The sequence below is a fragment of the Nitrospirillum karajorum genome (assembly GCF_036348415.1).
In the GTDB taxonomy this organism is placed as follows: Bacteria; Pseudomonadota; Alphaproteobacteria; order Azospirillales; family Azospirillaceae; genus Nitrospirillum; species Nitrospirillum amazonense_B.
This window is the reverse complement of the sequence record NZ_JAZBQB010000003.1, coordinates 1,740,215-1,764,447: the sequence shown is the minus strand read 5'-3', so window position 1 is coordinate 1,764,447 and position 24,233 is coordinate 1,740,215. Positions and strand designations below refer to the sequence as shown.

Annotated in this window: 19 protein-coding genes and 1 tRNA gene; 7 read left to right on the top strand and 13 right to left on the bottom strand. The window is 68.1% G+C overall.

Annotated elements, in window-relative coordinates:
* Nucleotides 1–77 precede the first annotated feature (77 nt).
* Nucleotides 78–587 (bottom strand): DUF3280 domain-containing protein, encoded by a 510-nt coding sequence (locus UCD39_RS21840; RefSeq protein WP_330497860.1) that lies wholly within the window; start codon nucleotides 585–587, stop codon nucleotides 78–80.
* Between the two features lie 322 nt (nucleotides 588–909).
* Between UCD39_RS21840 and UCD39_RS21835 the strand changes: the two genes are divergently transcribed.
* Together UCD39_RS21835 and UCD39_RS21830 are read left to right on the top strand one after the other, a co-directional pair.
* Nucleotides 910–1,236: a hypothetical protein gene (locus UCD39_RS21835; protein ID WP_330497859.1), complete on the top strand. Its 327-nt coding sequence runs from the start codon at nucleotides 910–912 to the stop codon at nucleotides 1,234–1,236.
* Nucleotides 1,237–1,245: 9 nt separating this feature from the next.
* Nucleotides 1,246–1,539 (top strand): zinc ribbon domain-containing protein, encoded by a 294-nt coding sequence (locus UCD39_RS21830; protein ID WP_330497858.1) that lies wholly within the window; start codon nucleotides 1,246–1,248, stop codon nucleotides 1,537–1,539.
* A gap of 38 nt (nucleotides 1,540–1,577) precedes the next feature.
* Here the strand turns inward: UCD39_RS21830 and UCD39_RS21825 are convergent, their stop codons facing one another.
* The 6 genes from UCD39_RS21825 to UCD39_RS21800 form a co-directional block, all read right to left on the bottom strand.
* Nucleotides 1,578–2,933 (bottom strand): IS5 family transposase, encoded by a 1,356-nt coding sequence (locus tag UCD39_RS21825; RefSeq protein WP_330497857.1) that lies wholly within the window; start codon nucleotides 2,931–2,933, stop codon nucleotides 1,578–1,580.
* Nucleotides 2,934–3,278: 345 nt separating this feature from the next.
* Nucleotides 3,279–3,368 (bottom strand) — tRNA-Ser (locus UCD39_RS21820).
* Nucleotides 3,369–3,506: 138 nt separating this feature from the next.
* Nucleotides 3,507–4,427 (bottom strand): aromatic amino acid exporter YddG, encoded by a 921-nt coding sequence (yddG, locus tag UCD39_RS21815; RefSeq protein WP_330497856.1) that lies wholly within the window; start codon nucleotides 4,425–4,427, stop codon nucleotides 3,507–3,509.
* Nucleotides 4,428–4,460: 33 nt separating this feature from the next.
* Nucleotides 4,461–4,946, bottom strand: coding sequence for an NUDIX hydrolase (locus tag UCD39_RS21810; protein WP_330497855.1), 486 nt, complete (start codon nucleotides 4,944–4,946; stop codon nucleotides 4,461–4,463).
* A 214-nt stretch (nucleotides 4,947–5,160) separates the two neighbouring features.
* Nucleotides 5,161–5,886, bottom strand: a complete 726-nt coding sequence (gene phbB / locus UCD39_RS21805; protein ID WP_322482736.1) for an acetoacetyl-CoA reductase — start codon at nucleotides 5,884–5,886, stop codon at nucleotides 5,161–5,163.
* A gap of 175 nt (nucleotides 5,887–6,061) precedes the next feature.
* Nucleotides 6,062–7,237 carry an acetyl-CoA C-acetyltransferase gene (locus UCD39_RS21800; RefSeq protein ID WP_330497854.1) on the bottom strand — a complete coding sequence of 392 codons (1,176 nt, stop codon included), beginning with the start codon at nucleotides 7,235–7,237 and terminating at the stop codon, nucleotides 6,062–6,064.
* A gap of 393 nt (nucleotides 7,238–7,630) precedes the next feature.
* Between UCD39_RS21800 and UCD39_RS21795 the strand changes: the two genes are divergently transcribed.
* Together UCD39_RS21795 and UCD39_RS21790 are read left to right on the top strand one after the other, a co-directional pair.
* The gene (locus UCD39_RS21795; protein ID WP_330497853.1) at nucleotides 7,631–8,200 is read left to right on the top strand and encodes a TetR/AcrR family transcriptional regulator; all 570 of its coding nucleotides are present in this window, start codon (nucleotides 7,631–7,633) and stop codon (nucleotides 8,198–8,200) included.
* Nucleotides 8,201–8,289: 89 nt separating this feature from the next.
* Nucleotides 8,290–9,198, top strand: a complete 909-nt coding sequence (locus UCD39_RS21790) for an SDR family NAD(P)-dependent oxidoreductase (protein ID WP_330497852.1) — start codon at nucleotides 8,290–8,292, stop codon at nucleotides 9,196–9,198.
* Between the two features lie 84 nt (nucleotides 9,199–9,282).
* On the opposite strand, the gene typA is transcribed toward UCD39_RS21790, so the two are convergent.
* Nucleotides 9,283–11,103, bottom strand: a complete 1,821-nt coding sequence (gene typA / locus UCD39_RS21785) for a translational GTPase TypA (protein ID WP_145729886.1) — start codon at nucleotides 11,101–11,103, stop codon at nucleotides 9,283–9,285.
* Between the two features lie 500 nt (nucleotides 11,104–11,603).
* On the opposite strand from typA, the gene UCD39_RS21780 reads away from it, so the two are divergent.
* The 3 genes from UCD39_RS21780 to UCD39_RS21770 all read left to right on the top strand — a co-directional run bounded on the left by UCD39_RS21780 (nucleotide 11,604) and on the right by UCD39_RS21770 (nucleotide 18,332).
* Complete coding sequence (locus UCD39_RS21780) at nucleotides 11,604–12,257, top strand: POTRA domain-containing protein (protein ID WP_330497851.1); 654 nt, start codon at nucleotides 11,604–11,606, stop codon at nucleotides 12,255–12,257.
* Nucleotides 12,239–13,678 carry an autotransporter assembly complex protein TamA gene (locus UCD39_RS21775; protein WP_330497850.1) on the top strand — a complete coding sequence of 480 codons (1,440 nt, stop codon included), beginning with the start codon at nucleotides 12,239–12,241 and terminating at the stop codon, nucleotides 13,676–13,678. The genes UCD39_RS21780 and UCD39_RS21775 overlap by 19 nt, the downstream gene beginning before the upstream one ends.
* Before the next feature lie 196 nt (nucleotides 13,679–13,874).
* Nucleotides 13,875–18,332, top strand: a complete 4,458-nt coding sequence (locus tag UCD39_RS21770) for a translocation/assembly module TamB domain-containing protein (RefSeq protein WP_330497849.1) — start codon at nucleotides 13,875–13,877, stop codon at nucleotides 18,330–18,332.
* Nucleotides 18,333–18,501: 169 nt separating this feature from the next.
* On the opposite strand, the gene UCD39_RS21765 is transcribed toward UCD39_RS21770, so the two are convergent.
* From UCD39_RS21765 to pstC, 5 genes are all read right to left on the bottom strand, one after another.
* Nucleotides 18,502–19,167 carry a LysE/ArgO family amino acid transporter gene (locus tag UCD39_RS21765; protein ID WP_330497848.1) on the bottom strand — a complete coding sequence of 222 codons (666 nt, stop codon included), beginning with the start codon at nucleotides 19,165–19,167 and terminating at the stop codon, nucleotides 18,502–18,504.
* A 198-nt stretch (nucleotides 19,168–19,365) separates the two neighbouring features.
* The gene (locus UCD39_RS21760) at nucleotides 19,366–21,228 is read right to left on the bottom strand and encodes a chloride channel protein (RefSeq protein ID WP_330497847.1); all 1,863 of its coding nucleotides are present in this window, start codon (nucleotides 21,226–21,228) and stop codon (nucleotides 19,366–19,368) included.
* Between the two features lie 224 nt (nucleotides 21,229–21,452).
* Entirely contained in the window at nucleotides 21,453–22,268 is an 816-nt protein-coding gene (gene pstB, locus UCD39_RS21755; RefSeq protein WP_186455605.1) for a phosphate ABC transporter ATP-binding protein PstB, read from the bottom strand.
* 5 nt (nucleotides 22,269–22,273) lie between these two features.
* A complete protein-coding gene (gene pstA, locus UCD39_RS21750) occupies nucleotides 22,274–23,182 on the bottom strand; it encodes a phosphate ABC transporter permease PstA (protein ID WP_330497846.1) in 909 nt (302 codons plus the stop codon).
* Between the two features lie 3 nt (nucleotides 23,183–23,185).
* Nucleotides 23,186–24,157: a phosphate ABC transporter permease subunit PstC gene (gene pstC / locus UCD39_RS21745; RefSeq protein ID WP_322483805.1), complete on the bottom strand. Its 972-nt coding sequence runs from the start codon at nucleotides 24,155–24,157 to the stop codon at nucleotides 23,186–23,188.
* Between the last annotated feature and the right edge of the window lie 76 nt (nucleotides 24,158–24,233).

Here is a 24,233-nt window from a genome sequence, read left to right as displayed (position 1 = left end):
ATTTCCGGTGAGCGAAGCGGACTGGAAATCGAGGATAAGGCAAGGGCCCGGATGGGCCCGCCCGCCGATTGAGGGAACTAGCGAGACTCCTCAAACACATGTTCCTCGAGCAGGAACCTTAGCCCCCGGTCCCAGGACTCATCCGTGTTGCCCCGGATGTCGACGCTGCCGCCCTTCAGTACCTGGCCGGTGGCGGCGTCGCGGATGCTGATGTTCAGGTTCAGGATCAGATTGCTGACCTTCTGCACCCAGGCGATCACGGCCACCGTGGCCCCTGCCCGGCCGGCAATCTCCAGAGCGCAGGGCGGGCAATCGCGCGGGGCGGGCTTCGCCGCCAGTGCCGCCGCCCAAGGCGCCATATCCACCAGGGTGTAGCGCCCCGATCGCGCCAGCGCCGCCCGCAAGGCCGCCCCCAGCCGCGCCACCCGCGCCGTCTCCTCCGACGTGGTGTCGGCCGGTGAGGTGTTGACGAACTGCACGTCGAACACCGCCGTGGCAGGAGCCCCCACCGGCACGGCGCCGGCCTGGGCCGCCCCCGCCAGCAGCAGCAGCAGCAGCAACGCCAACCCCGCCACCACCCTGCCCATGAGCATCCTCCCCTGCTGGCTCCCCTGCTGGGGGGACAGCATGGCGCGAATGAGGAAGGAAGGCAGGATGGACTTTGGATGGATAAGCCGGCTGGCGCTCCGGCCATCTGTCAAACCCTGTGGACCTGATTGTGGAGGGCCGTTCCCTGCCATTGGGATGATGCGCGCCGTCTTTTGCAAAATGATCGGACACACACCAAAAACGGGAATGTTCGTTGACTCTTCGTTCTGCCTATGTTCCGATATGTGCTGCGAACGCCCGCTCGCGCCAAGCACATAAGTTTCGGAAATAAACGGGCCGTGGAGGTAGGCATAGGGGCGGATGAATAAAAAGAAAGCCATAATCCTTGGCGGGCTGGCGATCATTGTCCTGATCGTGGCCATCCTATGCACACAGATAACAATATTCGTGATTCAGCCCATCGGTGCCATTCCTGACGGGAAAACCCTGGTTATTTCCAGGCTGAACAAGATGCAGTTCATCGATAGCGCTGATGCGATGTGCGAGCGCGTTCAAGGTGGTGTCAGCCTGCTATGCCGCAGCATGCTGCTGGGCACGGTGGCCCAAAACGCGACTATCTACCTTCGCCTTCCCTACAGCAAATGGCTGTACACAGTTTCCACCGATGGCAAGGAATTTGACAGATAAGGTGTAGAAATGTTTGAAATACTCGCCATTTCCGCCTTGATCGGCGTTATTCCCGGCTACATCGCCCACAGTAAAGGTCGCTCATTTTTCCTGTGGTGGCTCTATGGCGTCGCATTCTTCATCATTGCTTTGATCCATGCACTGCTGATCTCGCCGAACGTCGCGGAAGTCGAGCAGCGGCAACTGGATAATGGAATGAAAAAATGCCCGCACTGCGCCGAGCTGATAAAGGCGGACGCCAATATTTGCCGATATTGCGGGCGTGATCAGCATAGTGAAACCGCAGACGCCACACCCGCCTAATCCGGTATCGTCGCCTGTGAAGAATGGTGCTGATTGGCTCAATTGGAGCTGATCAGGGCCATTTTGCTTTGGACTTGGAGAGCCAGGAAGAGGGCACGCCAAAGGTATTTGAGCCACCTGACGAGGAGGTGGAAGTTGAAGCCGGCGGCGGCGAGGACGGCGTTGATGCGGTCGCCGCTGCGTCCCTTGAGGTAGTTTCGTCCCATGCGGTGCTCGGCCTTGAGGTGTCCGATGATGGGTTCGATGGCGGCCCTGCGTTTCATCTCCCGCTTGATGGCGGCGGTGGTTCTGCGGACCTGGCCAGTGATCCAGACCTTGAACTTGTTGGGATGGTCGTGCCCGCGATAGCCCCTGTCGACGTGGACCCGGTCTGGATCGCGCCCGGTGTTGGCCTTGATGTCGGCGACGGCCTTGGCGAGGGTGTGTCCGTCGAAGGGGTTGCCGTGGATGGCCTGGGCATGGAGGACAAAAAGCCCTCCCTTGGGCTTGGTGATGGGGACGGCGACGCTGACCTTGCAACCGAACTCGTAGGGGGCGCGGGCCTTGCCCTTGCCGATGCATTCGACCTCGGGGGCGTGGAGGGAATAGACCTTCTGCCCGCGCTGGCGCTGGGTCTGCATGCTGATCTTGATGGCCAGGTCACGTAAGGGGCCATAGTGGGCCAGGAGTTCCGGGGCCTCGGCGTCCCCCTTGGCGGCGATCTTGCGGTTGATGTCGCGGATGAGGCGGCCCAGGCGGGTACGCAGGAACTTCAGTTGGCGATTGGCCCGCTTGTGCTGGTGGGCGTGGGTGTAGCGGCCGACCATGATGGCGGCCTTCTTGGCCACGCGCAGATAGCTCTGGCGCAGCGTGATGCCGTTGTCCTTGGCGAAGGCGACCAACTTCTCGATGGCCTTGTGGGTCAGGCGGGCGTCGGTGGGGTGGGCGATGGCCTTGGGCTGGACGGTGGTGTCCACCGCCACCCGCGCCAAGTCCTTGGTGCTGAGGGCGCCGGTGGCCTGGGCCACCCGCAGGCTCTCCTGGATCAGTGCCGCCAGCCGTTCCTCGCCCAGACGCTGGCGCCAGCGGGACATCGACGACCGGTCGAAAGGCAGGTCGTGGCGGAAGACCTCCTCGCCGCAGAAGAACTGGAAATAGGGGTTCTCCGCCCAGCGGGCGGTCAGCACCTCGTCGGACAGATTGTGCATGTGCTTCAGGATCAGCAGGCCCGCCATCAGCCGGACCGGCAGCGGCGGCTGGCCAGGGCCGCCCTTGTAGACACCGCCCAGACGCTGTTCCAGGAAGCCCCAGTCGATCTTCCCCGCCAGCACCACCAGTGGATGCTTCAGGTCGATGATCTGGTCCAGGGCTGGACGCAGAAGGTCTTTCTGTCGGGTATCCCGTGGTCGTGACATGGCCTGTTCCCACCGCTGTTCACAGGGGGAATCGAATCACGAAACGGCCCAAAAGGGGATCCCCAAATCGCAAGAAAGCGGAGGTCGAGCCCCCGCTTTCCTGCAAATCCGATTACTGATCGGGCGCTGAAACACTCACTGTGCCAAAGCGTTAGCGATCATGCACGGACGACCCGGTATCCGCCGCCGATCCGCCAGACAGCGTCGTGCCGCCCCTAAACGGCCATAGCGACCCGGGAGAGTCTATTAACCCAATTTTCTGCAAGAGATTGCCGTGAGTTGCGGCATGCGCCTTGCCAAGGCAACAGGGCGCCGTCTGACATCTTACGCTGATTTATAAGGGAATGGCGGAGAGGGTGGGATTCGAACCCACGGATCCATCGCTGGATCAACGGTTTTCGAGACCGCCCCGTTCGACCGCTCCGGCACCTCTCCGTATCCATTCCCGTGTCCGGCCCCCGTTTTGCTGTCGAACGGGAAAGGGGCCGGCTGGCGAAGCGGCGCGGACCCTAGCGGATGCGGGGGGCTTGCGCAAGCGGTATGTGAGCGAAAAATGTCAGTGCTGGCAGGGCTTCAAACGGGAGCCTTCCAGCGGCGGGGCTTCCAACTGGCGATGACGGCGCCGGCGATGATGAGCAGGCAGGAGGCCGCGACCACGCCGCTGGCCTGGGACCGGCCGGCCAGAATCAGCAACAGGGTGGACAGCAGCGGCGTGGCGTAGCTGAGCGCGCCCAGGGTGTGGATGTCGCCCTTCTTCATGCCGATGTCCCAGACGAAGAAGGCGGCGCCCACCGGCCCCAGGCCCATCAGGGCCAGCAAGGTCCATTGCCCGGCGTCGGGCACCACCGTCGCCTCTAGCGCGCCATGGCAGAGGGCGGACAGGGCGGCGGTGGCCAGGCAAAAGAAGGCCACGGCATCGGTGGGTACGGCCCCCAGCAGGCGCGACAGGGTGGAATAGGCCCCCCAGGTGACGGCCGCCCCCGCCGCCGCCAGGAAGCCCGGCAGATAAGCCGGGTCCACGCTCAGGCCCCGGCCGCCGGTGACCAGCAGGCCGGTGCCGGCCAGGCCGACCAGGGCGCCCGCCAGTTGGCGCCGGCCCAGCCGTTCACCCGGCAGCAGGCCGGCGAACAGCACGATGAGCAGGGGCCAGAGATAGTTGATGAGGTTGGCCTCCGCCGCCGGCGCCGACTTCAGCGCCAGGAAATACAGGAAGTGATAGCCGAACAGCCCCCCCACCCCCAGTACCCAGGCCACCGGCGGCTGGCGCAGGGCCGCCCAGGGCGAGCGGCCGCGCGCCATCATCCAGACGATGCCGATGAGGCCGCCGACGGCGAAGGCCACCGCCTCGGTCTCGAAGGGCGGGATGGGCCCGGTGAGCGTGGTCAGCAGCGCCAGCGTCGACCACAGCAGGATGGCCCCCGCACCGATCAGCGTCGCCCGCCGCGCGGCCGTGCCGCCGGCCGCCACTCTATCATCCGCTGCCGTATCAACCATGCCCCGCCCCTTGCCTCGATATCACAGGGAATCTTAACCGGCCGCCGCCCGTGCCGCCCAGCCCAAATCCACCACCGCCTTGATCGACGGCCAGGTCACCAGCCGCTCGCAGGTTTCCCGGTCGGCCCACAGCGCCGCCGCCGCGTCGTCGCCTGCCTCCGGCTCACCCCCCACATACTCCGCCATGATCTCCACGATGGTGAAGTGGAAGCGCACGCGCGGCTCCACCGCCGGCCCTGCGCCGGAAGGCCGTGGGTCGCGGGTGATGCCGTCCACCGCCGTCAGCACGGTGTGGGGACGGCACGCGACGGCGGTTTCCTCGCGCACCTCGCGCGCCGCCGTCTGGAACAGGGTCTCCCCCAACTCCTGGCTGCCGCCGGGCAGGCACCACTCCCCCGCCAGGGGCGCCTTGGCGCGGCGGATCAGCAGCAACTGGTCCCCCTTCCACACCAGCACGCCCACCCCCACGCGGGGCTGGTCGGGATAGAGGTGCGGCGAGGCGGTGGGCTGCTTGGTCATGAGGGCACCAAAGACGAAGGGCGGGCCCGTCGCCGGACCCGCCCCCGTCATACCTCAAAGCCCACCCGCCAGGCCAACACCTCGCGCGCCCTCCGCTTCCCAAATTTCCTAGGCCACGACCGCGGCCGCCGGAGCGTTTTGAGGAGCGTAGCGGACTGAAACGCGAGGACGAGCCAAGGCCACGGATGTGGCCGCCCGGCGCCTGAGGGATCTCTTAATACATATGCTGGCCGCCGTTGATGGACAGAGTGGAGCCGGTGATGAAGCCGGCATCGTCGCCCACCAGGAACAGCACGCCGCGGGCGATCTCCTCCGCCTTGCCCAGACGGCCGACCGGGATCTTGGCCACGATCTTTTCCAGCACGTTCGGCGGCACCGCGCGCACCATGTCGGTGTCGATGTAGCCGGGGGCGATGGCGTTGACGGTCACGCCCTTGGCCGCCCCTTCCTGGGCCATGGCCTTGGTGAAGCCGTGGATGCCGGACTTGGCGGCGGCGTAGTTCACCTGGCCGTACTGGCCGGCCTGGCCGTTGATCGAGCCGATGTTGACGATGCGGCCGAAGCCGCGCGCCCGCATGCCGTCGATGGCCACGCGGCAGGTGTTGAAGCAGGAGGCGAGGTTGGTCTGGATGACCTCGTTCCACTGCTCGAAGGTCATGCGGTGCAACACACCGTCACGGGTGATGCCGGCGTTGTTGACGATGATCTCGATCGGGCCCAGGTCGGCCTCGATCTTGCCCATGCCATGACGCACGTCCTCGAAATTCGCCACGTCGAAGCGATAGGCGGGGATGCCCGTCCGCTCCGTGAACTCGCGCGCCTTCTGCTCGTTGCCGCCGTAGTTGGCCGCAACCTTGTAGCCGGCGTCCCTCAGCGCCACCGAGATGGCCTCACCGATGCCGCGGGTACCACCCGTCACCAATGCAACACGCGCTGTCATCTAGTCCTCCCCTTTTTTCACGAGTCAGAATACGACCATGGAGCGTCACGCTTCAGGAGGATCGGCATCCGGCCCCCCAGCCCCGGACCGGCGCGACGATATCGCCCCGTCCCAAGGTAAAATCTAGGTGGTTGCGCAGCCGAAAAGATCAATTCCGGCCGCGCAACCGCATCACTCAGTCGCGGGCCACGCACAGGGCGATGCCCATGCCGCCGCCGATGCACAGCGTGACCAGGCCCTTCTTGGCGTCACGCTTCTGCATCTCGTGCAGCAGGGTCACCAGGACGCGGGCGCCCGAGGCGCCGATGGGATGGCCCAGGGCGATGGCGCCGCCGTTGACGTTCACCTTGTCCTCGGGCCAGCCCATGTCCTTGTTCACGGCGCAGGCCTGCGCGGCGAAGGCCTCGTTCGCCTCCACCAGGTCCAGGTCGGCCACGGTCCAGCCGGCACGCTGCAGCGCCAGCTTGCTGGCCGGGATCGGCCCCGTGCCCATGATGGACGGGTCGACGCCGGCGGTGGCCCAGGAGACGATGCGGGCCAGCGGCTTGACCCCGCGCTTGGCGGCGTTCTCGGCGGTCATCAGCACGACGGCGGCGGCACCGTCGTTGATGCCGGAGGCGTTACCGGCGGTGACCGTGCCGTCCTTTGCGAAGGCGGGGCGCAGCTTGGCCAGGGTCTCGGCCGTGGTGCCGGGCTTCAGATATTCGTCGGCCTCGACCACCACGTCGCCCTTGCGGCCAGGCACGGTGACGGGAACGATCTCATCCTTGAAGCGGCCGGCCTTCTGCGCCGCCTCGGCCTTCTGCTGGCTGGCGGCGGCGAAGGCGTCCTGCGTCTCGCGGCTGATTTCCCACTTCTTGGCCACGTTCTCGGCCGTGGTGCCCATGTGATAGTTGTTGAAGGCGTCCCATAGGCCGTCCTTGATCATGGTGTCCACCATGCTGGCGTCACCCATCTTGGTGCCGTTGCGCAGGTGGATGGCGTGCGGGGCCTGGCTCATGCTTTCCATGCCGCCGGCCACCACCACCTCGGCCTCACCCAGGCGGATGGCCTGGAAGCCCTGCGCCACGGCGCGCAGGCCGGACCCGCAGACCTGGTCCAGGGTGTAGGCGGTCCGCTCCACCGGCACGCCGGCGGCGACGGACACCTGGCGGGCGCTGTTCTGGCCGGTGGCGGCCTTCAGCACATGGCCCAGCACGACCTCGGACACCTCGGCGGCGTCGACGTGGGCGCGGGCCAGCGCCTCCTTGACGGCCACGGTGCCCAGGGCCACGGCCGTCAGGCTGCTGAGCGCGCCGTTGAAGCTGCCGATGGGCGTGCGCACGGCACCGGCGATGACCACTTCGACCATGATGTTTCCTCTCTTCCCGAACGATTTCATGCCCCGTCGATCCTGGGGCGGCCCTCTCCCCGCCGGCGCCCCTGTCAAGGTTAACGGGGCCGGCGGGAAAAGGCGGTGGAAATTCCGGTGGGGCGGCATTTGGCCATCCCCGGTTCCTAGTCTTGGCCATTTACCAATCCGGGCGCAAGCATGCTCGCCAACCGCCACACCACCAGAGCGCGAAACACCCTTGCGCCACATTACGTCCTTCACCCGGAAACTTAACTTGCACGCGTCCCATCCGCGCTGATTCGGATCAAATGAGGCGCGCGCGATCCTCTGTGACGCCGCGCACTGGCGCCCAGCGCTTAAGGAAGCTATATTGAGTGCGCACTCACTCTTTAACCTCTGCGTGTTCAACTCATGGCCCGGCCCAAAAGCGAAGAGAAACGCGACGCCATCCTGGCGGCCGCCGTCCAGATCATCGCCGATCAGGGCCTGGGCGCCCCCACAGCCCGCATTGCCGGCTTGGCCGGCGTGGCGGAGGGCACGCTGTTCACCTATTTCGCCACCAAGGATTTGCTGCTGAACCAGTTGTACCTGGGGCTGAAGGCGGAACTGCGCCAAGCCATGATGGCGACCTATCCCGCCGACGCCCCCCTCCGTGACCGCTTGCGCCACATCTGGGACCGCTATGTCGATTGGGGGGTCCACAATCCCGCCAAGCGCCGGACGCTGGCGCAGTTGATCGTGTCGGACCGCTTGGCGACCGAAACCCGGGCGCTGGGCAGCGAGGGGTTCGCCCGCATCGAGGACATGGTGCGTGAGGGTGTGGCCCAAGACCTGATGCGGGAACAACCACCCGACTTCGCCGCGGCCATCCTGGCCTCGCTGGCCGAAACCACCATGGATTTCATCCTGCGGCGGCCGGACAGCGCCGAGAACTACCGCGCCGCCGGCTTCGACGCCCTCTGGCACGCCATCGGCCGCTGACGGTCGAAGCGTAGGCGGAGGCTGGACCTTTTTGTCGCAAAAATGAGTGATTGATCACTCATAATCTTATCACCCACGAAGGACCGATCATGACCGACACTTCCAAGGTTTGGCTTGTCACCGGCAGCGCCGCCGGCCTGGGCCGCGACATCGCCGAGGCGATTCTGGCCGCCGGCCACCGCCTGGTCGCCACCGCCCGCCAGCCCGAGCGGCTGGCCGATCTTCATACCCGGTACGGCGATCGGGTGCGCCCCTTGGCGCTGGACGTGACGGACGCCGCGGCCGCCCATGACGCCGTGGCCCAGACGGTCAAGGCCTTCGGCCGCCTGGATGTGGTGGTGAACAATGCCGGCTATGCCGACGTCGCCCCGTTCGAGCAGATGGACCTGGACGTCTTCCGGGCGCAGATCGAGACCAACCTGATGGGCGTGGTGAACGTCACCCATGCGGCGGTGCCCGTGATGCGGGCCCAGAGATCCGGCCACATCCTGCAGGTGTCCTCCGTCGGCGGGCGGGTGGGCCGGCCGGGGCTCAGCGCCTATCAGGCGGCCAAATGGGCCGTGAGCGGCCTGACAGAGGTGCTGGCGGGGGAACTCAACGCGCTGGGCATCCAGATTTGCGCGCTGGAGCCCGGCGGCATGCGTACCGGCTGGGGACCCCGCTCCCTGCGTGACATGCCAGCGATATGGCCCGATTACCAGCCCACCGTGGGCGCCTTCATGGAGATGTATAAGCCCTACATCGGCAATGAAGCCGGCGATCCGGCCAAAGTCGCCCAGTTGATCCTGCGCCTGGCCGACCACCCCACCCTGCCCCCGCACCTGCTGCTGGGCAGTGACGCGATGCATTTCTTCAGCCTGGCCGATGCTGAGCGCTCGGCCCAACTGGCGGCGTGGAAAGCGGTCAGCCTCTCCACCGACGTCACTTACGAGGGGCCCGCCCCCGTCCTGCCGGAGACGGCGCCCCAGGCGAAAATATCGTTGCCCAACCGCGCGTAGGGGCGGCCGCCCCAAAAAACGAAACCCCGCCCACTGGAATGGTGGGCGGGGTTTCAAACGCAATCAAACCGGCAAGGTCGGCGATCAGCCGGCTTCGGCCTGCTTCTGGGCGCGCTTGCGGTCGGTCGGGTCCAGCAGGCGCTTGCGCAGGCGGATGGACTTCGGCGTCACTTCCACCAGCTCCTCGTCCTCGATGTAGGCCAGGGCCTTTTCCAGGGACATGTCCATCGGGGTGGTCAGGCGCACGGCCTCATCCTTGCCGGCGGCACGGATGTTGGTCAGCTGCTTGCCCTTCAGGACGTTCACTTCCAGGTCGTTGCCGCGGCTGTGCTCGCCGATGATCATGCCCTGGTACACCTTGGCGCCCGGCTCGATCATCATCGGGCCACGGTCTTCCAGGTTCCACAGGGCGTAGGCCACGGCCTCACCCTCACCGTTGGAGATCAGCACGCCGTTGCGGCGGCCCTGGATGGGGCCCTTGTACGGGGCGTAACCGTGGTACAGGCGGTTCATCAGGCCGGTGCCGCGGGTATCCGTCAGGAACTCGCTCTGGTAGCCGATCAGGCCGCGCGAGGGCACGTGGAACACCAGGCGCACCTTGCCGCCGCCGGACGGACGCATCTCCAGCATGTCGCCCTTGCGCTCGGAAATCTTCTGCACGACAGCGCCGGAGAATTCCTCGTCCACGTCGACCACGACTTCCTCGATCGGCTCCATGCGCTGGCCGTTCTCGTCCGTCTTCAGCAGCACGCGGGGACGGGAGATCGACAGCTCATAGCCTTCGCGGCGCATGTTCTCGATCAGGATGCCCAGCTGCAGTTCGCCGCGGCCGGCGACCTCGAACGCGTCGGCGTTCTCCGTCTCGCGGACGCGCAGGGCGACGTTGCCCTCGGCCTCGCGCATCAGGCGGTCGCGGATCATGCGGCTGGTGACCTTGTCGCCTTCGCGGCCGGCCAGCGGGCTGTCGTTGACGCTGAAGGTCATCGCCAGGGTCGGCGGGTCGATGGGCTGGGCGGCCAGCGGCTCGGTCACCGACGGCTCGCAGATGGTGTCGGCCACGGTGGTCTTGGTCAGGCCGGCGATGGCGACGATGTCACCCGCCTGCGCCTCTTCCACGCCCACGCGCTCCAGGCCCCGGAAGGCCAGCAGCTTGGAAATGCGGCCCTGCTCGATCAGCTTGCCGTCGGCGCTCATCGCCTTGATGGCCATGTTGGCCCGGGCGACGCCGGTCTGGATGCGGCCGGTCAGCAGGCGCCCCAGGTAGGGGTTGGCTTCCAGGGTGGTGGCCAGCATGGTGAAGGGGGCGTCAACGTCGACCTTGGGGGGCGGCACGTGACGGCGCACCAGCTCGAACAGCGGGCGCATGTCCTCACGCGGGGCATCCAGGCTTTCCGCCGCCCAGCCGTTGCGGCCCGAGGCGAACAGGGTGGGGAAGTCCAGCTGCTCGTCACTGGCGTCCAGTGCCGCGAACAGGTCGAACACTTCGCTGTGGACTTCGTCGGGGCGGGCGTCGGAACGGTCCACCTTGTTGATGACGACGATGGGCTTCAGGCCCAGCTTCAACGACTTGCCCAGCACGAACTTGGTCTGGGGCAGCGGGCCCTCGGCGGCGTCGCACAGCAGGATGACGCCGTCGACCATGCTCAGGATACGCTCCACCTCACCGCCGAAGTCGGCGTGGCCGGGGGTGTCGACGATGTTGATGCGGGTGCCTTCCCACAGGACGCTGGTGCACTTCGCCAGGATGGTGATGCCGCGCTCACGTTCCAGGTCATTGCTGTCCATGGCGCGCTCGGCGACTTGCTGGTTGTCGCGGAAGGCGCCCGACTGGCGCAGCAGCACGTCAACCAAGGTGGTCTTGCCATGGTCGACGTGCGCGATGATGGCGATGTTACGCATATCCATTGGACGCTAATCCCGCGAAGCTGGGGCCCGGTCCAAAAACGCGACGTGCGCCTGGCGATGGCCCAAAAACAAAAGCCCGCCCCCTGACGCATCGGCGCCGGGACCGGGTTTCACGGAGCGGAATATAGCTATTGGCAGGGTCGGGAGAAAGACCTGCCGAAGGGGGTTGGACGCAAGAGGGGGTTACGGGTACCGCAAGGCAGACTATAAATTCGCCATGATTTTGTGGGTTAACCTCATGCGCGCGGCGCGTTTTTCCTGAATCGGGAGAATGCCACCCGCCATCACCGTCACAAAGACTTAACGCTGGACGCCGGCGGATGGGTCGAAAAACCATGGAGGCAAAACTCCGCCCGGTCGGGCCCGCTCCGGGCCCCGTCCGCTTCCTGGCCCTTAGCGCCGGCCCCTAAGCCCACCCCCACCACCCGCAGCCGTTGGAGCCCGCGTCGCCCTTCGCCGTCCCCCGCCTTCAGCCCCGATCGCCGGTCCGTCCGTCCGCGTTGGCGCTGCTCTCCACCCTGTCCCTGGCCTGCTGGTCCGCACAGGGCCACGCCCAAGGTGCGCCCGCGAGCGCGCCCACGGGGCAGCAACCCCAGGTCGGCGCCGCGCCCGCGACCGATGCCGCCAAGGCGGCCCCGGCGACCGACGCGGCTGCCGGGGCCGCCTCTGGGACCACAGCCGGAACGGCCGCCCAGCCGGACACGCCCGGCGATGACGACACGCCAGGCGCCGTGTTGGCACGCAAGGCGGAGCAAGAGGCGGACGGCGCAACCCACCAGCCGGACGCGGAGCCGCCGCCGGCCACCTATACCGTCGATTTCCACCCCGCGCCGGGGGTCGAGGCCGATGACGGCCTGATGGACGTGCTGCGCAGCGCCTCCTCCCTCATCACGCTGCAGAACGACCCGCCGTCGTCCCTGCTGGGGCTGGAGAAGCGCATCGACAACGACTACGAGAAGCTGGCCGCCGCCTTGCGCTCCGAAGGGTATTTCGACGGCAGCGTCATGGTGAAGGTCGATGCCGACGCCAAGCCGGTGGCGGTGGTCATCGAGGTGACGCCGGGCCGGCGCTACACCATTTCCAAGGTGACGCTGAGCATGCCCGACGGCTCCCCCCGCCGGGCGGGCCGCTGGATTTGTCCAAGCTGCACCTGAAGCCGGGCGACCCCGCCCGGGGGCCCGCGGTGCGCGACGCGGAGGCGGCCGTGGTGCCCCTGATGGCGGCGCGCGGCTATGCCTGGGCCAAGGTCGGCCAGCGCGACCTGGCCGTGGACGTGCAGGCCCACACCATGGCCGTGGCCTTCACCCTGGACCCCGGCCCGCTGGTCCGCTTCGGCCCCACCACCTTCACCGGGCTGGGCCGCCTGGATCCGGACGTGGCCTATGGCCGCCTGCCATGGAAGGAGGGTGACGTCTACGATCCGGCCAAGGTGGACAAGGCCCGCAACAAGCTGACCGACCTGGGCGTCTTTTCCCAGGTGCGCGTCGTCCTGGACGATGTGCCGGGCGCGGCGCAGCCGGATGGATCGCGCGAGGTGCCCATGCTGGGCCAGATGGAGGAACGGCCCCGCCACTTCATCAACACCGGCCTGAACTACGGCACCACCGACGGCGCCGCCGCCACCGCCACCTGGGGCGACCGCAACTTCCTGGGCGGGGCGGAGGCCCTGACCGTCACCGGGTCCATCGGCGGCATCGCCCGCAAGAAGTTCCGCGATTCCGACGGCTTGGATTACAGCCTGGGCACCACGCTGAAGAAGCCTGACTTCCTGGAAACCGACACCACGCTGAACCTCTCGGCCCTGGCGGTGTCGGAGCATCCAGAGGCCTATTCGCGCGACGCCCTGACGCTGGGCGCCATCGTCACCCACCCGCTGACGCCCCATCTGACCGCCAGCGCCGGCGTGACGCTGGAGCAATCCTCGATCCGGCAGGACCTGACGGGCGATGGCGTGCTGACCACCACCGACAACACCCTGGTGGGGCTGCCGGTGGCGTTGAAGTTCGACAACACCGATAACCTGCTGAACCCCACCCAGGGCTATCGCTGGAACGCCGGCCTGACGCCTTACCTCAGCCCTCTGGGCGACAGCGGCACCTTCGTCATCGGCAACGCGGGCGCAAGCGGCTATTGGGCGGTGGACGACGCCAAGGCCTATGTCATCGCCGCGCGCGTGAACCTGGGCGCGGTCTATGGCGGGTCGCTGGCCCAGGTGCCGGCGGACAAGCGCTTTTTCGCCGGCGGCGGCGGATCGGTGCGGGGCTACGCCTATCAGAAGGTCGGGCCCCTGGACGTCAACAACGACCCCACCGGCGGCCGCTCGCTGATCGAAACCAGCGCCGAGCTGCGCATCCGCCTGACCGACACCATCGGCCTGGTGCCCTTCATCGACGGCGGCAATGTCTTCGAGTCCGCCTACCCCGACCTGAGCCAGGGCATGCGCTGGGGTGCCGGCCTGGGCGTGCGCTATTTCACCTCCTTCGGTCCCTTGCGCCTGGACGTCGGCGTGCCGCTGGATCGCCGCAGCGGCGACAGCATGTGGCAGCTGTACGTCAGCATCGGCCAGTCCTTCTGACGGAACCCGGCATGTCCGACACCCCCCAAACGCCCGGTCCCGGCCCTGTATCCCCGGCCCCCTGCCCCCGCCTGGCCCCTCCGTTCCGAAACGGTCCTGGGGGCGGCGCCTGCTGTCGGCGGGTCATGTCGCGGCCTTCGCCTCGCTGGGCGTCATCGCCGGCCTGGCCGCCGCCGCCGGCATCGGCCTGTGGTGGATGGACACCGATTCGGGGCGCGCCTTCGCCACGCGGCAGGCGGAGGCCAACGTGCCGGGCCTGAAGGTGGAGGGCCTGGCGGGCCTGCCCTTCCACCCCCGGGTGGGGCGCGCCACCCTGGTGGACGTGATCACGGGCAAGCCCTGGCTGATGGTGGAGGACGCGGCGCTGGATTGGCGGCTGCTGCCCCTGGCCCACCGCGAGCTGGCGGTGGACACGCTGAGCGCCAAGCGCATCTGGGTGGCCCAACCGGCCCCGGCGCTGGAAGCGCCGGACGGAACGGTCAAGGATGACAGCAATCCCCTGACCCTGCCCGTCAGCATCACCCTGGCCCACCTTGACCTGCCGCGCGTCGAACTGGCGCCCAACCTGGCCGGCGGCCAGGGGGCCGCCCTGTCCACCAGCGGCACCGTGAGGCTGGGCCCCACCCTGGATGGCGATAGCCGCCTGACGCTGACCCAACTGGACGGCGGGGCCGCCCATGGCGACCTGACCGCCCGCTTCACCGCCCCCGGCCTGACCAGCCCCGGCAGCCTGACACTGGAATTGCAAGGCCAGGAGGAGGCCAGCGGCCTGGTGGCCAGGCTGGCCGGGCACCCGGAATTGGGGCCCCTGGCCCTGAGCGTGAAGGGTGACGGCCCGCTGGACCGCTTCCAGGCCCATCTGGAATTGAAGGAGACGCCGCAGCCGGTCAAGGCGGCGGACGGCACCACCGCCACCCCGCGCGCGGTCAATCTGGTGGCCGACGTGGCCCTGGCCCGCCCCCAAGGCAAGGCCAAGCGTCTGACCTTGGCCCTGAAGGTGGCGCCCGGCCGCCTGCTGGCCGACAACCTGGCGCAGATGGCCGGCGACGCCGCCACCGTGCAAGCGGCCGCCACCCTGGCCGATGACGGCACCATCACCCTGGAAAACCTGGATCTGGCCGCCGCCTTCGGTCGCCTGACGGCCAAGGGCGGCGTGAAAGACAAGGGGGGCGACCTGACCCTGCGGCTGACTCCGGCGGCGCCCGAGGCCCTGTCCCCGGTGGCGCCCGGCCTGGCGCTGGGCCAGTTGGACGCTGTGCTGCACACCACCGATCCGGCGGCGGGCAAGACGGGCGCCAAGCGGCAGCGCACCGTCAGCGCCGACCTGACGGTGGAAGACCTGGGCTACAACGACGCCCATGTGCGCCACCTGACCGCGACCACCACGCTGCGCGAGGACGGCACCCGCCTGCTGCTGGACCTGGCCGCCAAACTGCAGGGCCTGAACGCGCCGGGACTGCCCCCGGCTTTGACCGATCATGCCGACCTGGCGCTGACCGGCGCGCTGAACCGGGCCAATGGCGACATCCTGGTGGATAAACTGGACCTGACGGGCGGCATGGGCCATGTCACCGGCAGCGGCAGCGCCCAGGGCTGGGGCCGCCAGGCGAAGGGCAGCCTGCGCCTGACGGACGGCGAGCTGGCGACCCTGATGGCCCTGACGGGCATGGGCAAGCCCACCCCCAATTCCGACGCCAAGCCGGCGCCAGAGGACGCCATCACCGGCCATGTGGCCGCCACGGTGGAGGGCACGGTGGCCGACGGCGTGGTGGACGGCACGCTGGCGCTGCAGGCGACGGATCTGCGCACCGGCCAGCCGACGGAGGACGCGTTGCTCGCCGGCCGGGCGGAGATCAACGGCCGGGTGCGCGCGAGCCTGGACGGCAAGGATGTGGCGGTGTCGCCGCTGACCGTGCACACGGGCGCCGTGGACCTGTCCGGCACCGTCACCCTGAAGGACAACACCCTGACGGCGGACCTGAAGGGCAACGGCCAGGTGGTGGGCAACCCCGCCAGTGTCGCCGCCCATGTGGTCAAGACCGGCCCCCACCTGACGGTGCGCGATCTGGCGGCAGCACTGGGACCCAACACGCTGCAGGGCGGGCTGGAGGCGGACCTGGACCGGCAGGTGGCCACCGGCAAGCTGGCGGCCACCTTCCCCGACCTCTCCAGCCTGGGCGCGCTGGCCGGCACGCGCCTGGCTGGCCGGGCCAAGGCCGACATCGTGCTGGGCGCCTCGACCCCGGCGCCGGTGCGGCCAACCCGGCAGACCAAACCCCGGCCCGGCAAGGGCCAGGCCGCGCCGCCGGCCGCCAAGCCGGCACCGGCGCCACGAAGCGGCCCCAGGAACGAACAGGGCGTGGACCTGAAGGTGGCGCTGGACGACCTGGTGGTGGAGGACCAGCGCATCCAGCAGGCGACCCTGGCCGGCCGCATCGACGACGTGCTGGGAAGCCCCCGGCCCAATGTCACGCTATCGGCCGATGGCATCGAGGCGGGCCAGATCCTGGTGAACAAGGTGACGGCCGCCTGGCGCGGCACCCTGGGTGAGGGCGACCTGACCCTGGCCGTGGATGGCACCACCGGCGTGGGTAGCGTGGGCCACCGCCGCGCCTTCCAGGTGGAGGCGGCCGGTCACCTGACGCAGCCACCCGAACCCGCGTCGCCCAAGGCGGCGCGCGCCCCCACCCTGGCGCGCCTGGATCAGTTGGACGGCCGGCTGGACCAGACCACGCTGAAGCTGGCAGCGCCGGCTACCCTCACCTTCGCCAAGGGCAGCATCGCGGTGAAGGGGCTGGACGTGGCCCTGGGTACGGGCCGCATCCGCGCCGACCTGGCGCTGAACGGCAAGGAGGTGACGGCCCAGGTGGAAGCGACGGCCCTGCCGCTGGCACTGGCGGCCCTGGCCGACCCGGCGCTGACCCTGGCCGGGACACTGGATGCCAAGGTCACCGCCAGCGGCACCGCCGCCAACCCCACCGCCGACGCCACCGTCAGCATCCGCGGCCTGTCCATGCAGCAGCTGGCCGTGACCCTGGACAGTGGTGCTGTCCAGCCGCCGGGTGCCGCCGCCGAAGCCGACGGCAAGCCAGCGGCCAGCACCACCGTCGCCAACAACCCGGCCAACGCCACCGGCGCCGACACCACCCCGGTGAAGAAAAAGATGCTGGAGGTGAAGAACAGCACCGACCGCCGGCTGAACGCGGATGCCACGCTGACCGCCGCCTGGCGCAACGGCCGGCTGCACAGCACCCTGGCCGCCCATACCGCCGACGGCGCCGTGGACCTGACCGCCGACGCCGACACCCCCCTGGCCCTGAACCCCGAGACCATGGCGCCGGTGATCCAGGGACCGCTCAGTGCCAAGATCAACGGTCGGACGGAACTGTCGCGCTACAACGACTTCATGGCGGCGTCCGCCCAGCGCATGGGCGGCAAGGTCTCGGTCGACCTGGCCGTGGCCGGCACGGTGGCCGACCCCAAGGTGACCGGCGCGGTCGACCTGATGGACGCCAAGTATGAGAACGGCGGCACCGGCACCCAGATCTTCGGCCTGAACGCCCATCTGGTGGGCGACGCGCGCGGCTTGGCCATCGAGAAGTTCCACGGCAGCACCGCCGATGGCGGGGCGGTGGACCTGAGCGGGCGCATCAACCTGGGCGACCCCAACGCGCAGGAGAAGGCGCCAATCCTGGACCTGCACGTCACCACCGACAACGCCCGCCTGCTGCGCACCGACCCCATCACCGCCTGGGTGGACAGCGACCTGACGCTGAAGGGGCTGATGAACAAGCCCGACCTAGCCGGCACCGTGCGCCTGCGCGAGACCTGGGTGGGCCTGCCGGACAAGCCCCCGGCCGACGTGGCCGACCTGCCGGTGCGCTACGTCAACGGCCGGCCCCGCCAACCACAGGCCCAGATGGCGGCGGCGGGCGGCGGGTTGCTGATCCACCTGAAGGTGGACATCACGGCGCGCAACCGCATCTATGTCCAGGGCCGGGGCCTGACGGCGGAGTTCGCGGCCGACATGCAGGCGCGGGGCACCAGCGCCGATCCCCAACTGACCGGTCGCGTCTATCTGGTGAAGGGCGATTTCAGCGCCCAGGGCCAGACCTTCACCCTGACCAAGAGCGACATCACCTTCACCGGCGACAGCGACCCCTTGCTGGACGTTTCCGCCTCCTCCACCAAGGCGGACTTCACGGCCATCCTGAACATCACCGGTCGCCTGTCCAAGCCCACGGTGGCGCTGACTTCCGACCCGCCCCGGCCGCAGGACGAAGTGCTGTCGCGCCTGCTGTTCGATCGGCCCATCAGCCAGATCAGCGCGCTGGAGGCCCTGCAGCTGGCCCAGGGCGTGGCCCAGTTGTCGGGCGTGCTGGGCACGGGTCCCGGCATCATGGACAACGTGAAGCGGAGCCTGGGCGTGGACCGGCTGGAATTCTCCAGCGCCGCCGTGGGCTCCAGCGCCTTCGGCACGGTCACCGCCGGCCGCTACATCAACAGCCGCACCTATATCGGCGTCAGCCAATCGGTGGGCGGCACCGGCACCAACGTCACCCTGGAATACGCCCTGACCTCCCGCCTGCGCCTGAACGGCGCCGTCGGCAGCACGGACGACACCGTGGGCCTGAAGTACCAGTGGGATTATTAGTTTTGGTTACCCCGGCGGAAGAAGCCCCAGCGGACTGCCAGGCCCGTATGACGCGACAGCGTCCGCCACAGATTTCCGGGGAGCGTGGCGGACTGGAAATCGAGGAGGCCAAGTCCCCGGATGGGGACGCCGGCGCCAGAGGAACACGAACCAGCCCGGCATCCGAGGGCTATTTACTGATAAACGCCCCGACCAGGTCCTGCAGGTTTTCCGGCACCAGGGAGAAGAAGCTGAGCAGGGCCATCAGGCCGACCACGCCCAGCACCACGCCGGTGCCCCGGTTGATCCACAGCACGATGCGCGGCGTGAAGTGGTGGCGGATGAGGAAGGTGCCGCCGCACAGGATGGACCACCAGGTCAGCGAGCCCAGGAACACGCCCAGGGTCATGGTGCCGGCCTTGGCATGGTCCAGCGCGCCGCCGAAGCCCACGACCACGGTGATGATGCCCATGATGGTGATGGGGTTGGTCACCGTCAGGAACAGGCCGGTGCCGACCGAGCCGATGAGGTTGCCGGCATCGGGCGGCCTGTTCTTGCGCTCGTGCGGTTCCTTCAACAGGGAATGGATGGCGGCGCCCAGCAGGAAGATGCCGCCGATGAGGCGCAGCTCCTTCACATGACCCAGCAGGGCGTCCAGGATGGCGTTGACGCCGAAGGCCGCGACGCCACCGAAGAAGCCGTCAGCCAGGGCGGAGCCGAAGCCGGTGGCGAGACCCGCGATGATGCCCCGTTCCACCGTCCGCCGGATGCACAGCAGGCCGATAGGGCCGACCGGCGCCGCGATGGCCAATCCCAGGACGATCCCCCGGATCAACACGCCGAAATCATCGAACAATGCGGACTTTCCCTGAGAAGTAAGGCAAGCGGCACCCCCGAAAGGTTCAAGGGCCTGACAGGTCCGGTGACGGATGCCGCGCCGACTGCCGCGCCAACGTTTGGGCCGCCCCCGTGATGCAACATCGGCGCAGCGGGCGCAACGCCTAAGGCGACCGATGCGCTCGTTCCCTGACCATGGGAGAGCAAAGATAGGGCGTCAGACGCCGCCGAACAGGTCACGCACACCCAGTTCATCGCCACGCCGGCGCTCCAACTCCTGGGAATAGCGGCGCAGGGCGTAGGCCTCGGTCAGGTAGCCGACGATGCGGCGGCTGCTCACCCCATCCAGCACCGGCAGACTGTCGGCGTCCCAGTCGGCGAAACGCTGAAGGGCCATGCGCACCGATTGGTCGGGCAGCAGGAAGTGCTCGCGGTCCCGAGCCAGTTCCGCCGCCCGCTGGTCGGCGGGCAGCTCATGCTGGGGATCGTGCACCGCGTTCATGTCCACCCGCCCAGCGAAGGCGCCGCCAGGGTCCAGCGCGAACACCGTCTTGGCGCTGCCGGGCGGGTAATGCCCGCGCAGGGCGCCCAGGGTGATGTCCGCCGGCACCGTCTTGGGGTCGCCGCGCATCAGCCGGCCCACGGTCATGTCCTTGACCCAGCCGATGTCATGCCCACCGCGGATCTGCACGCCGCGCTGATGGAAGCGCCAGGTGGCGAAGGAATAGCCGAAAGTCTCGCGCACCAGCAGGGTGGAGGCGATGACGCCCATGAGCACGCCGGCGGACGCACGCAGGTCGCCTGTCAGTTCCAGCACCAGCAGCACCATGGTCACGGGCGCCCCCACCACGGCGGCGGCCAGCGACCCCATGCCCACCAGCATGACGGCGGACCGCTGCGCCACCAAATCCACAGGCAGCATGGTCCCGATATCCGACACCATGCTGCCGAACAGACTGCCCAGCAGCAGCGAGGCGCTGAACAAGCCGCCGCGGAAGCCGGCACCCAGGCACAGGGCCGAGGCCACCACCTTGGCGACCAGCATCACGAAGGCCAGCCCCAGGCCGTAGCCATGATCGAAGCCGTACTGCAAGGCCCCCTGCCCGCCACCCAGCACACCTGGCAGCACCAGCGCCATGGGTCCCAGCAGCAGGCCGCCCAGGATGGGATGGACCGCACGGGGAACCGGCAGCTGGCGAAAGAGTCGTTCCGCGTACGTAACGGCCTGCATGGTGAGGATGGCCACGGCGCCGGAGGCCAGGCCCACCATCAGGAAGGTGGCGAAGTCGCCACCCCGGATGACCGGAGGTTCCGCCAGGATGAACAGGGCCGGCCGGTTCAGCACCATCTGCGCCACCTGGTTGGCGACCACGGCGGCCACGCAGACCGGGGCCAGGGTGGCCAAGGTATAGGTGCCGATGACCAGCTCGAAGGCGTAGAAGGCGCCGGCCAGGGGGGCGGTGAAGGCGGCGGAAATGGCGGCGGCGGCGCCACAGCCCACCAGGGTGCGCAAATCGTTGCGCCGCAGGTTCAGCCGCCGCCCGAAATTGGAGGCAAGGCCGGCCCCCGTCTGGGTGAACGCGGCCTCCATCCCCACCGACCCGCCGGCGCCATGGGACACGACGATGGACAGGGTCAGGCGCAGGCTGTCGCGCAGGGACATGCGGCCGCCATAGAGGGCATTGGCCTCGATGGGGTCGACGGTGTCGCGGGCGCGGCGGAACAGCAGGGCCAACCCCGCCAACACGGCGCCGCCCACCACCGGAACGGCCAGGGTCAGGGTGGCGGGAATGAACAAGGCGCTGCTGACGTGGTCGCCGAACGGGACCTTGAAGGCCAGGCTGTGCAGCGCCAACACCAGGGCGTGAAGCCCCGCCACCGCCAGCCCCACGCCGATGCCCACCGGCACGCTGAGCAGGGCCAAGGACAGTTCGGAGGAGCGGAGGCCCTTGGGCGTCAGCGCGTGGGTCAGCGCGCGCCAGACCACCGGCAGGCGGCGCCCGGCGCGACGACGGCCACCGCCGGGCGGCGGCGACCCGGCCGGCTGTGCCGCCCCAGCGTCGACATCTCCCCCAACCAACCCGGATTCCGGCCCAGACTCCGGGCCCGAGCGGGCGGCCGGCGGGGGTGAGGAAGGCGGGTGGGTATCCATGGTATCAGGCAGATGTGGGCCGCGACCGGTCAGGACAAGGGTGATAACAGGCACCAGGCCGATATGGGCGACAAAAGCGGCGCTTCTATGGAAAAAGGGCGGTCATCCCGGAGGATGCCGCCCTTCCTGTCAAATCGCGCGCAACCGCCGGCTCAGCCGAAGCGGCCGGTGATGTACTGCTCCGTCTTCTCTTCCTTGGGCGCCGTGAAGATGGTGTCGGTGGCGCCGTATTCCACCAGTTCGCCCAGGTACATGAAGGCGGTGAAGTCGGAGACGCGGGCCGCCTGCTGCATGTTGTGGGTGACGATGGCGATGCAGTAGTCGGGCTTCAGCTCATCCACCAGCTCCTCGATCTTGGAGGTGGAGATGGGGTCCAGGGCCGAGGTCGGCTCGTCCAGCAGCAGCACGGCCGGGCGCACGGCCACGGCGCGGGCGATGCACAGACGCTGCTGCTGACCACCGGACAGCGACAGGCCGCTCTGGCGCAGCTTGTCCTTCACCTCGCCCCACAGCGCGGTCTTGCGCAGGGCCTCTTCCACGCGCACGTCCATGTCGGCGCGGCTCAGCTTCTCATACAGGCGGATGCCGTAGGCGACGTTGTCGTAGATCGACATGGGGAAGGGCGTCGGCTTCTGGAACACCATGCCGACGCGGGCGCGCAGCAGGTTCAGGTCCTGCTTGGGCGACAGCAGGTTCTCGCCGTCCAACAGCACCTCACCCTCGGCCCGCTGGTTGGGGTAGAGGTCGTAGATGCGGTTCAGGATGCGCAGCAGCGTGGACTTGCCGCAGCCCGACGGGCCGATGAAGGCCGTCACCCGCTTGTCGAACAGCGGCAGGTTGATGTTCCGCAGGGCGTGGAAGCCGCCGTAGTAGAAGTTCAGGTTGCGAACGCTGATCTTCTCGCGCATGTCGCCGTCGGTGGCGAGGGCCGCCTGGGACTGTTCCGCCGTCATGGAAAGCGCGGTCATGGGGATCACTGGCCTTTCTTGGTGCCGATGGAAGCGAGCATGCGGGCGCCGATGTTGAGGGCGAGGATGGCGACCGTGATGAGGAGCGAACCACCCCAGGCCAGCCGCTGCCAGTCCTCATAAGGGCTGAGCGCGAACTGGAAGATGGTGACCGGCAGGTTCGCCATCGGGGCGTTCATGTCCACGCTCCAGAACTGGTTGTTCAGGGCGGTGAACAGCAGGGGGGCGGTTTCGCCGCTGATGCGGGCCACGGCCAGCAGGATGCCGGTCATGATGCCACTGCGCGCGGCGCGGTAGGTCACCTGCACGATGACCTTCCAGCGCGGGGCGCCCAGGGCGGCGGCGGCCTCGCGCAGCGACCCCGGAACCAGGTTCAGCATGTCCTCGGTCGTGCGCACCACCACGGGGATGACCAGCACGGCCAGCGAGATGGACCCCGCCCAGGCGGAGAAGTGGCCCATGGGGACCACGACGATGGTGTAGATGAACAGACCGACGATGATGGACGGCGCCGACAGCAGGATGTCGTTGATGAAGCGCGTCACCTCCGCCAGCTTCGTGCCCTTGCCGTACTCAGCCATGTAGGTGCCGGCCATGATGCCTATGGGCGTGCCGATGACCATGCCCAGCACGGTCATCACCAGGCTGCCGAAGATGGCGTTGAGCAGGCCGCCGGTGCTGCCCGGCGGGGGCGTCATCTGGGTGAACAGGCCCAGGCTGATGGCGCTGAGGCCGTTGATCAGCAGCACCGCCAGGATCCAGACCAGCCACAGCAGGCCGAAGACGGCGGCGCCCACGGCCAGGCCCATGGTGATGGTGTTGCCGATCTTGCGCCGCTTGTAGCGGCCCATGGCGAAGTTGGTGCCGGGGGGCGAGCCGGCGGGCGTGCCGGGGGACATATCGGTGATGGCCATGGATCAGGTCCCCGCCTTGCGGTTCATGCGCACCAGCATAAGCTTGGCCAGCGACAGCACGATGAAGGTGATGATGAACAGGACGAGGCCCAACGCGATCAGCGAGGAGGTGTAGGTGTCGCCCACCGCCTCGGTGAATTCATTGGCGATGGCGGCGGAGATGGTCGTGCCCGGCGCCAGCAGGGAGGAGGCGATGTGGTGCGAGTTGCCGATGACGAAGGTCACCGCCATGGTCTCGCCCAACGCGCGGCCCAGGCCCAGCATGATGCCGCCCACCAGGCCCACGCGGGTATAGGGGATGGTGATGTCCCGCACCACTTCCCAGGTCGTGGCGCCCAGGCCGTAGGCGCTTTCGCGCAGCATGGCGGGCATGGTCTCGAACACGTCGCGGGTGATGGAGGTGATGAAGGGCAGGATCATGATGGCCAGGATCAGGCCGGCCGTCAGGACGCCGATACCGTAGGGCGGGCCCTTGAACCAGGCGCCGATGCCCGGGACGTTGCCCAGGGTGTTGATCAGGAAGGGCTGCACGGTCCGCTGCAGGAAGGGCGCGAACACGAACAGGCCCCAGATGCCGTAGATGATGCTGGGGATGCCGGCCAGCAGTTCCACCGCGATGCCGATGGGGCGCTTGGCCCAGGCCGGGCACAGCTCCGTCAGGAAGATGGCGATGCCGAAGCTGACGGGCACGCCAACGAGCATGGCGATGACCGACGTGACCAGCGTGCCGTAGATGGGGGCCAGCGCGCCGAACTTCTCCGTCACCGGGTTCCAGATCTCGGTGGTGACGAAGCCGAAGCCGAAAGCCTTCAGGGCCGGCAGCGCGCCATGGATGAGGGAGATGATCACGCCGCCCAGGAGCGTCAGCACCAGGAGGGCGAAGAATAGGGTGGCGCTGCGAAACAGAAGGTCGTTGCGGCGCTGCGTGCGCGCCCGCGGACTTTCCGCGCTGATGTCCGATGCCTTTACCGCCATGTCCACCAAAGCACCCCTCCGGCCATAGGCCCTGCGATACTGAAAACGCGATGACCTAGAAACCCGGATGTCTGTG

Excerpts from the sequence above, each read along its gene's own strand:
- UCD39_RS21840 (WP_330497860.1), bottom strand. The coding sequence starts at position 587 with ATGGGCAGGGTGGTGGCGGGGTTGGCGTTGCTGCTGCTGCTGCTGCTG.
- UCD39_RS21835 (WP_330497859.1), top strand. The coding sequence starts at position 910 with ATGAATAAAAAGAAAGCCATAATCCTTGGCGGGCTGGCGATCATTGTC.
- UCD39_RS21830 (WP_330497858.1), top strand. The coding sequence starts at position 1,246 with ATGTTTGAAATACTCGCCATTTCCGCCTTGATCGGCGTTATTCCCGGC.
- UCD39_RS21825 (WP_330497857.1), bottom strand. The coding sequence starts at position 2,933 with ATGTCACGACCACGGGATACCCGACAGAAAGACCTTCTGCGTCCAGCC.
- yddG (WP_330497856.1), bottom strand. The coding sequence starts at position 4,427 with ATGGTTGATACGGCAGCGGATGATAGAGTGGCGGCCGGCGGCACGGCC.
- UCD39_RS21810 (WP_330497855.1), bottom strand. The coding sequence starts at position 4,946 with ATGACCAAGCAGCCCACCGCCTCGCCGCACCTCTATCCCGACCAGCCC.
- phbB (WP_322482736.1), bottom strand. The coding sequence starts at position 5,886 with ATGACAGCGCGTGTTGCATTGGTGACGGGTGGTACCCGCGGCATCGGT.
- UCD39_RS21800 (WP_330497854.1), bottom strand. The coding sequence starts at position 7,237 with ATGGTCGAAGTGGTCATCGCCGGTGCCGTGCGCACGCCCATCGGCAGC.
- UCD39_RS21795 (WP_330497853.1), top strand. The coding sequence starts at position 7,631 with ATGGCCCGGCCCAAAAGCGAAGAGAAACGCGACGCCATCCTGGCGGCC.
- UCD39_RS21790 (WP_330497852.1), top strand. The coding sequence starts at position 8,290 with ATGACCGACACTTCCAAGGTTTGGCTTGTCACCGGCAGCGCCGCCGGC.
- typA (WP_145729886.1), bottom strand. The coding sequence starts at position 11,103 with ATGGATATGCGTAACATCGCCATCATCGCGCACGTCGACCATGGCAAG.
- UCD39_RS21770 (WP_330497849.1), top strand. The coding sequence starts at position 13,875 with ATGGACACCGATTCGGGGCGCGCCTTCGCCACGCGGCAGGCGGAGGCC.
- pstB (WP_186455605.1), bottom strand. The coding sequence starts at position 22,268 with ATGACCGCGCTTTCCATGACGGCGGAACAGTCCCAGGCGGCCCTCGCC.
- pstA (WP_330497846.1), bottom strand. The coding sequence starts at position 23,182 with ATGGCCATCACCGATATGTCCCCCGGCACGCCCGCCGGCTCGCCCCCC.
- pstC (WP_322483805.1), bottom strand. The coding sequence starts at position 24,157 with ATGGCGGTAAAGGCATCGGACATCAGCGCGGAAAGTCCGCGGGCGCGC.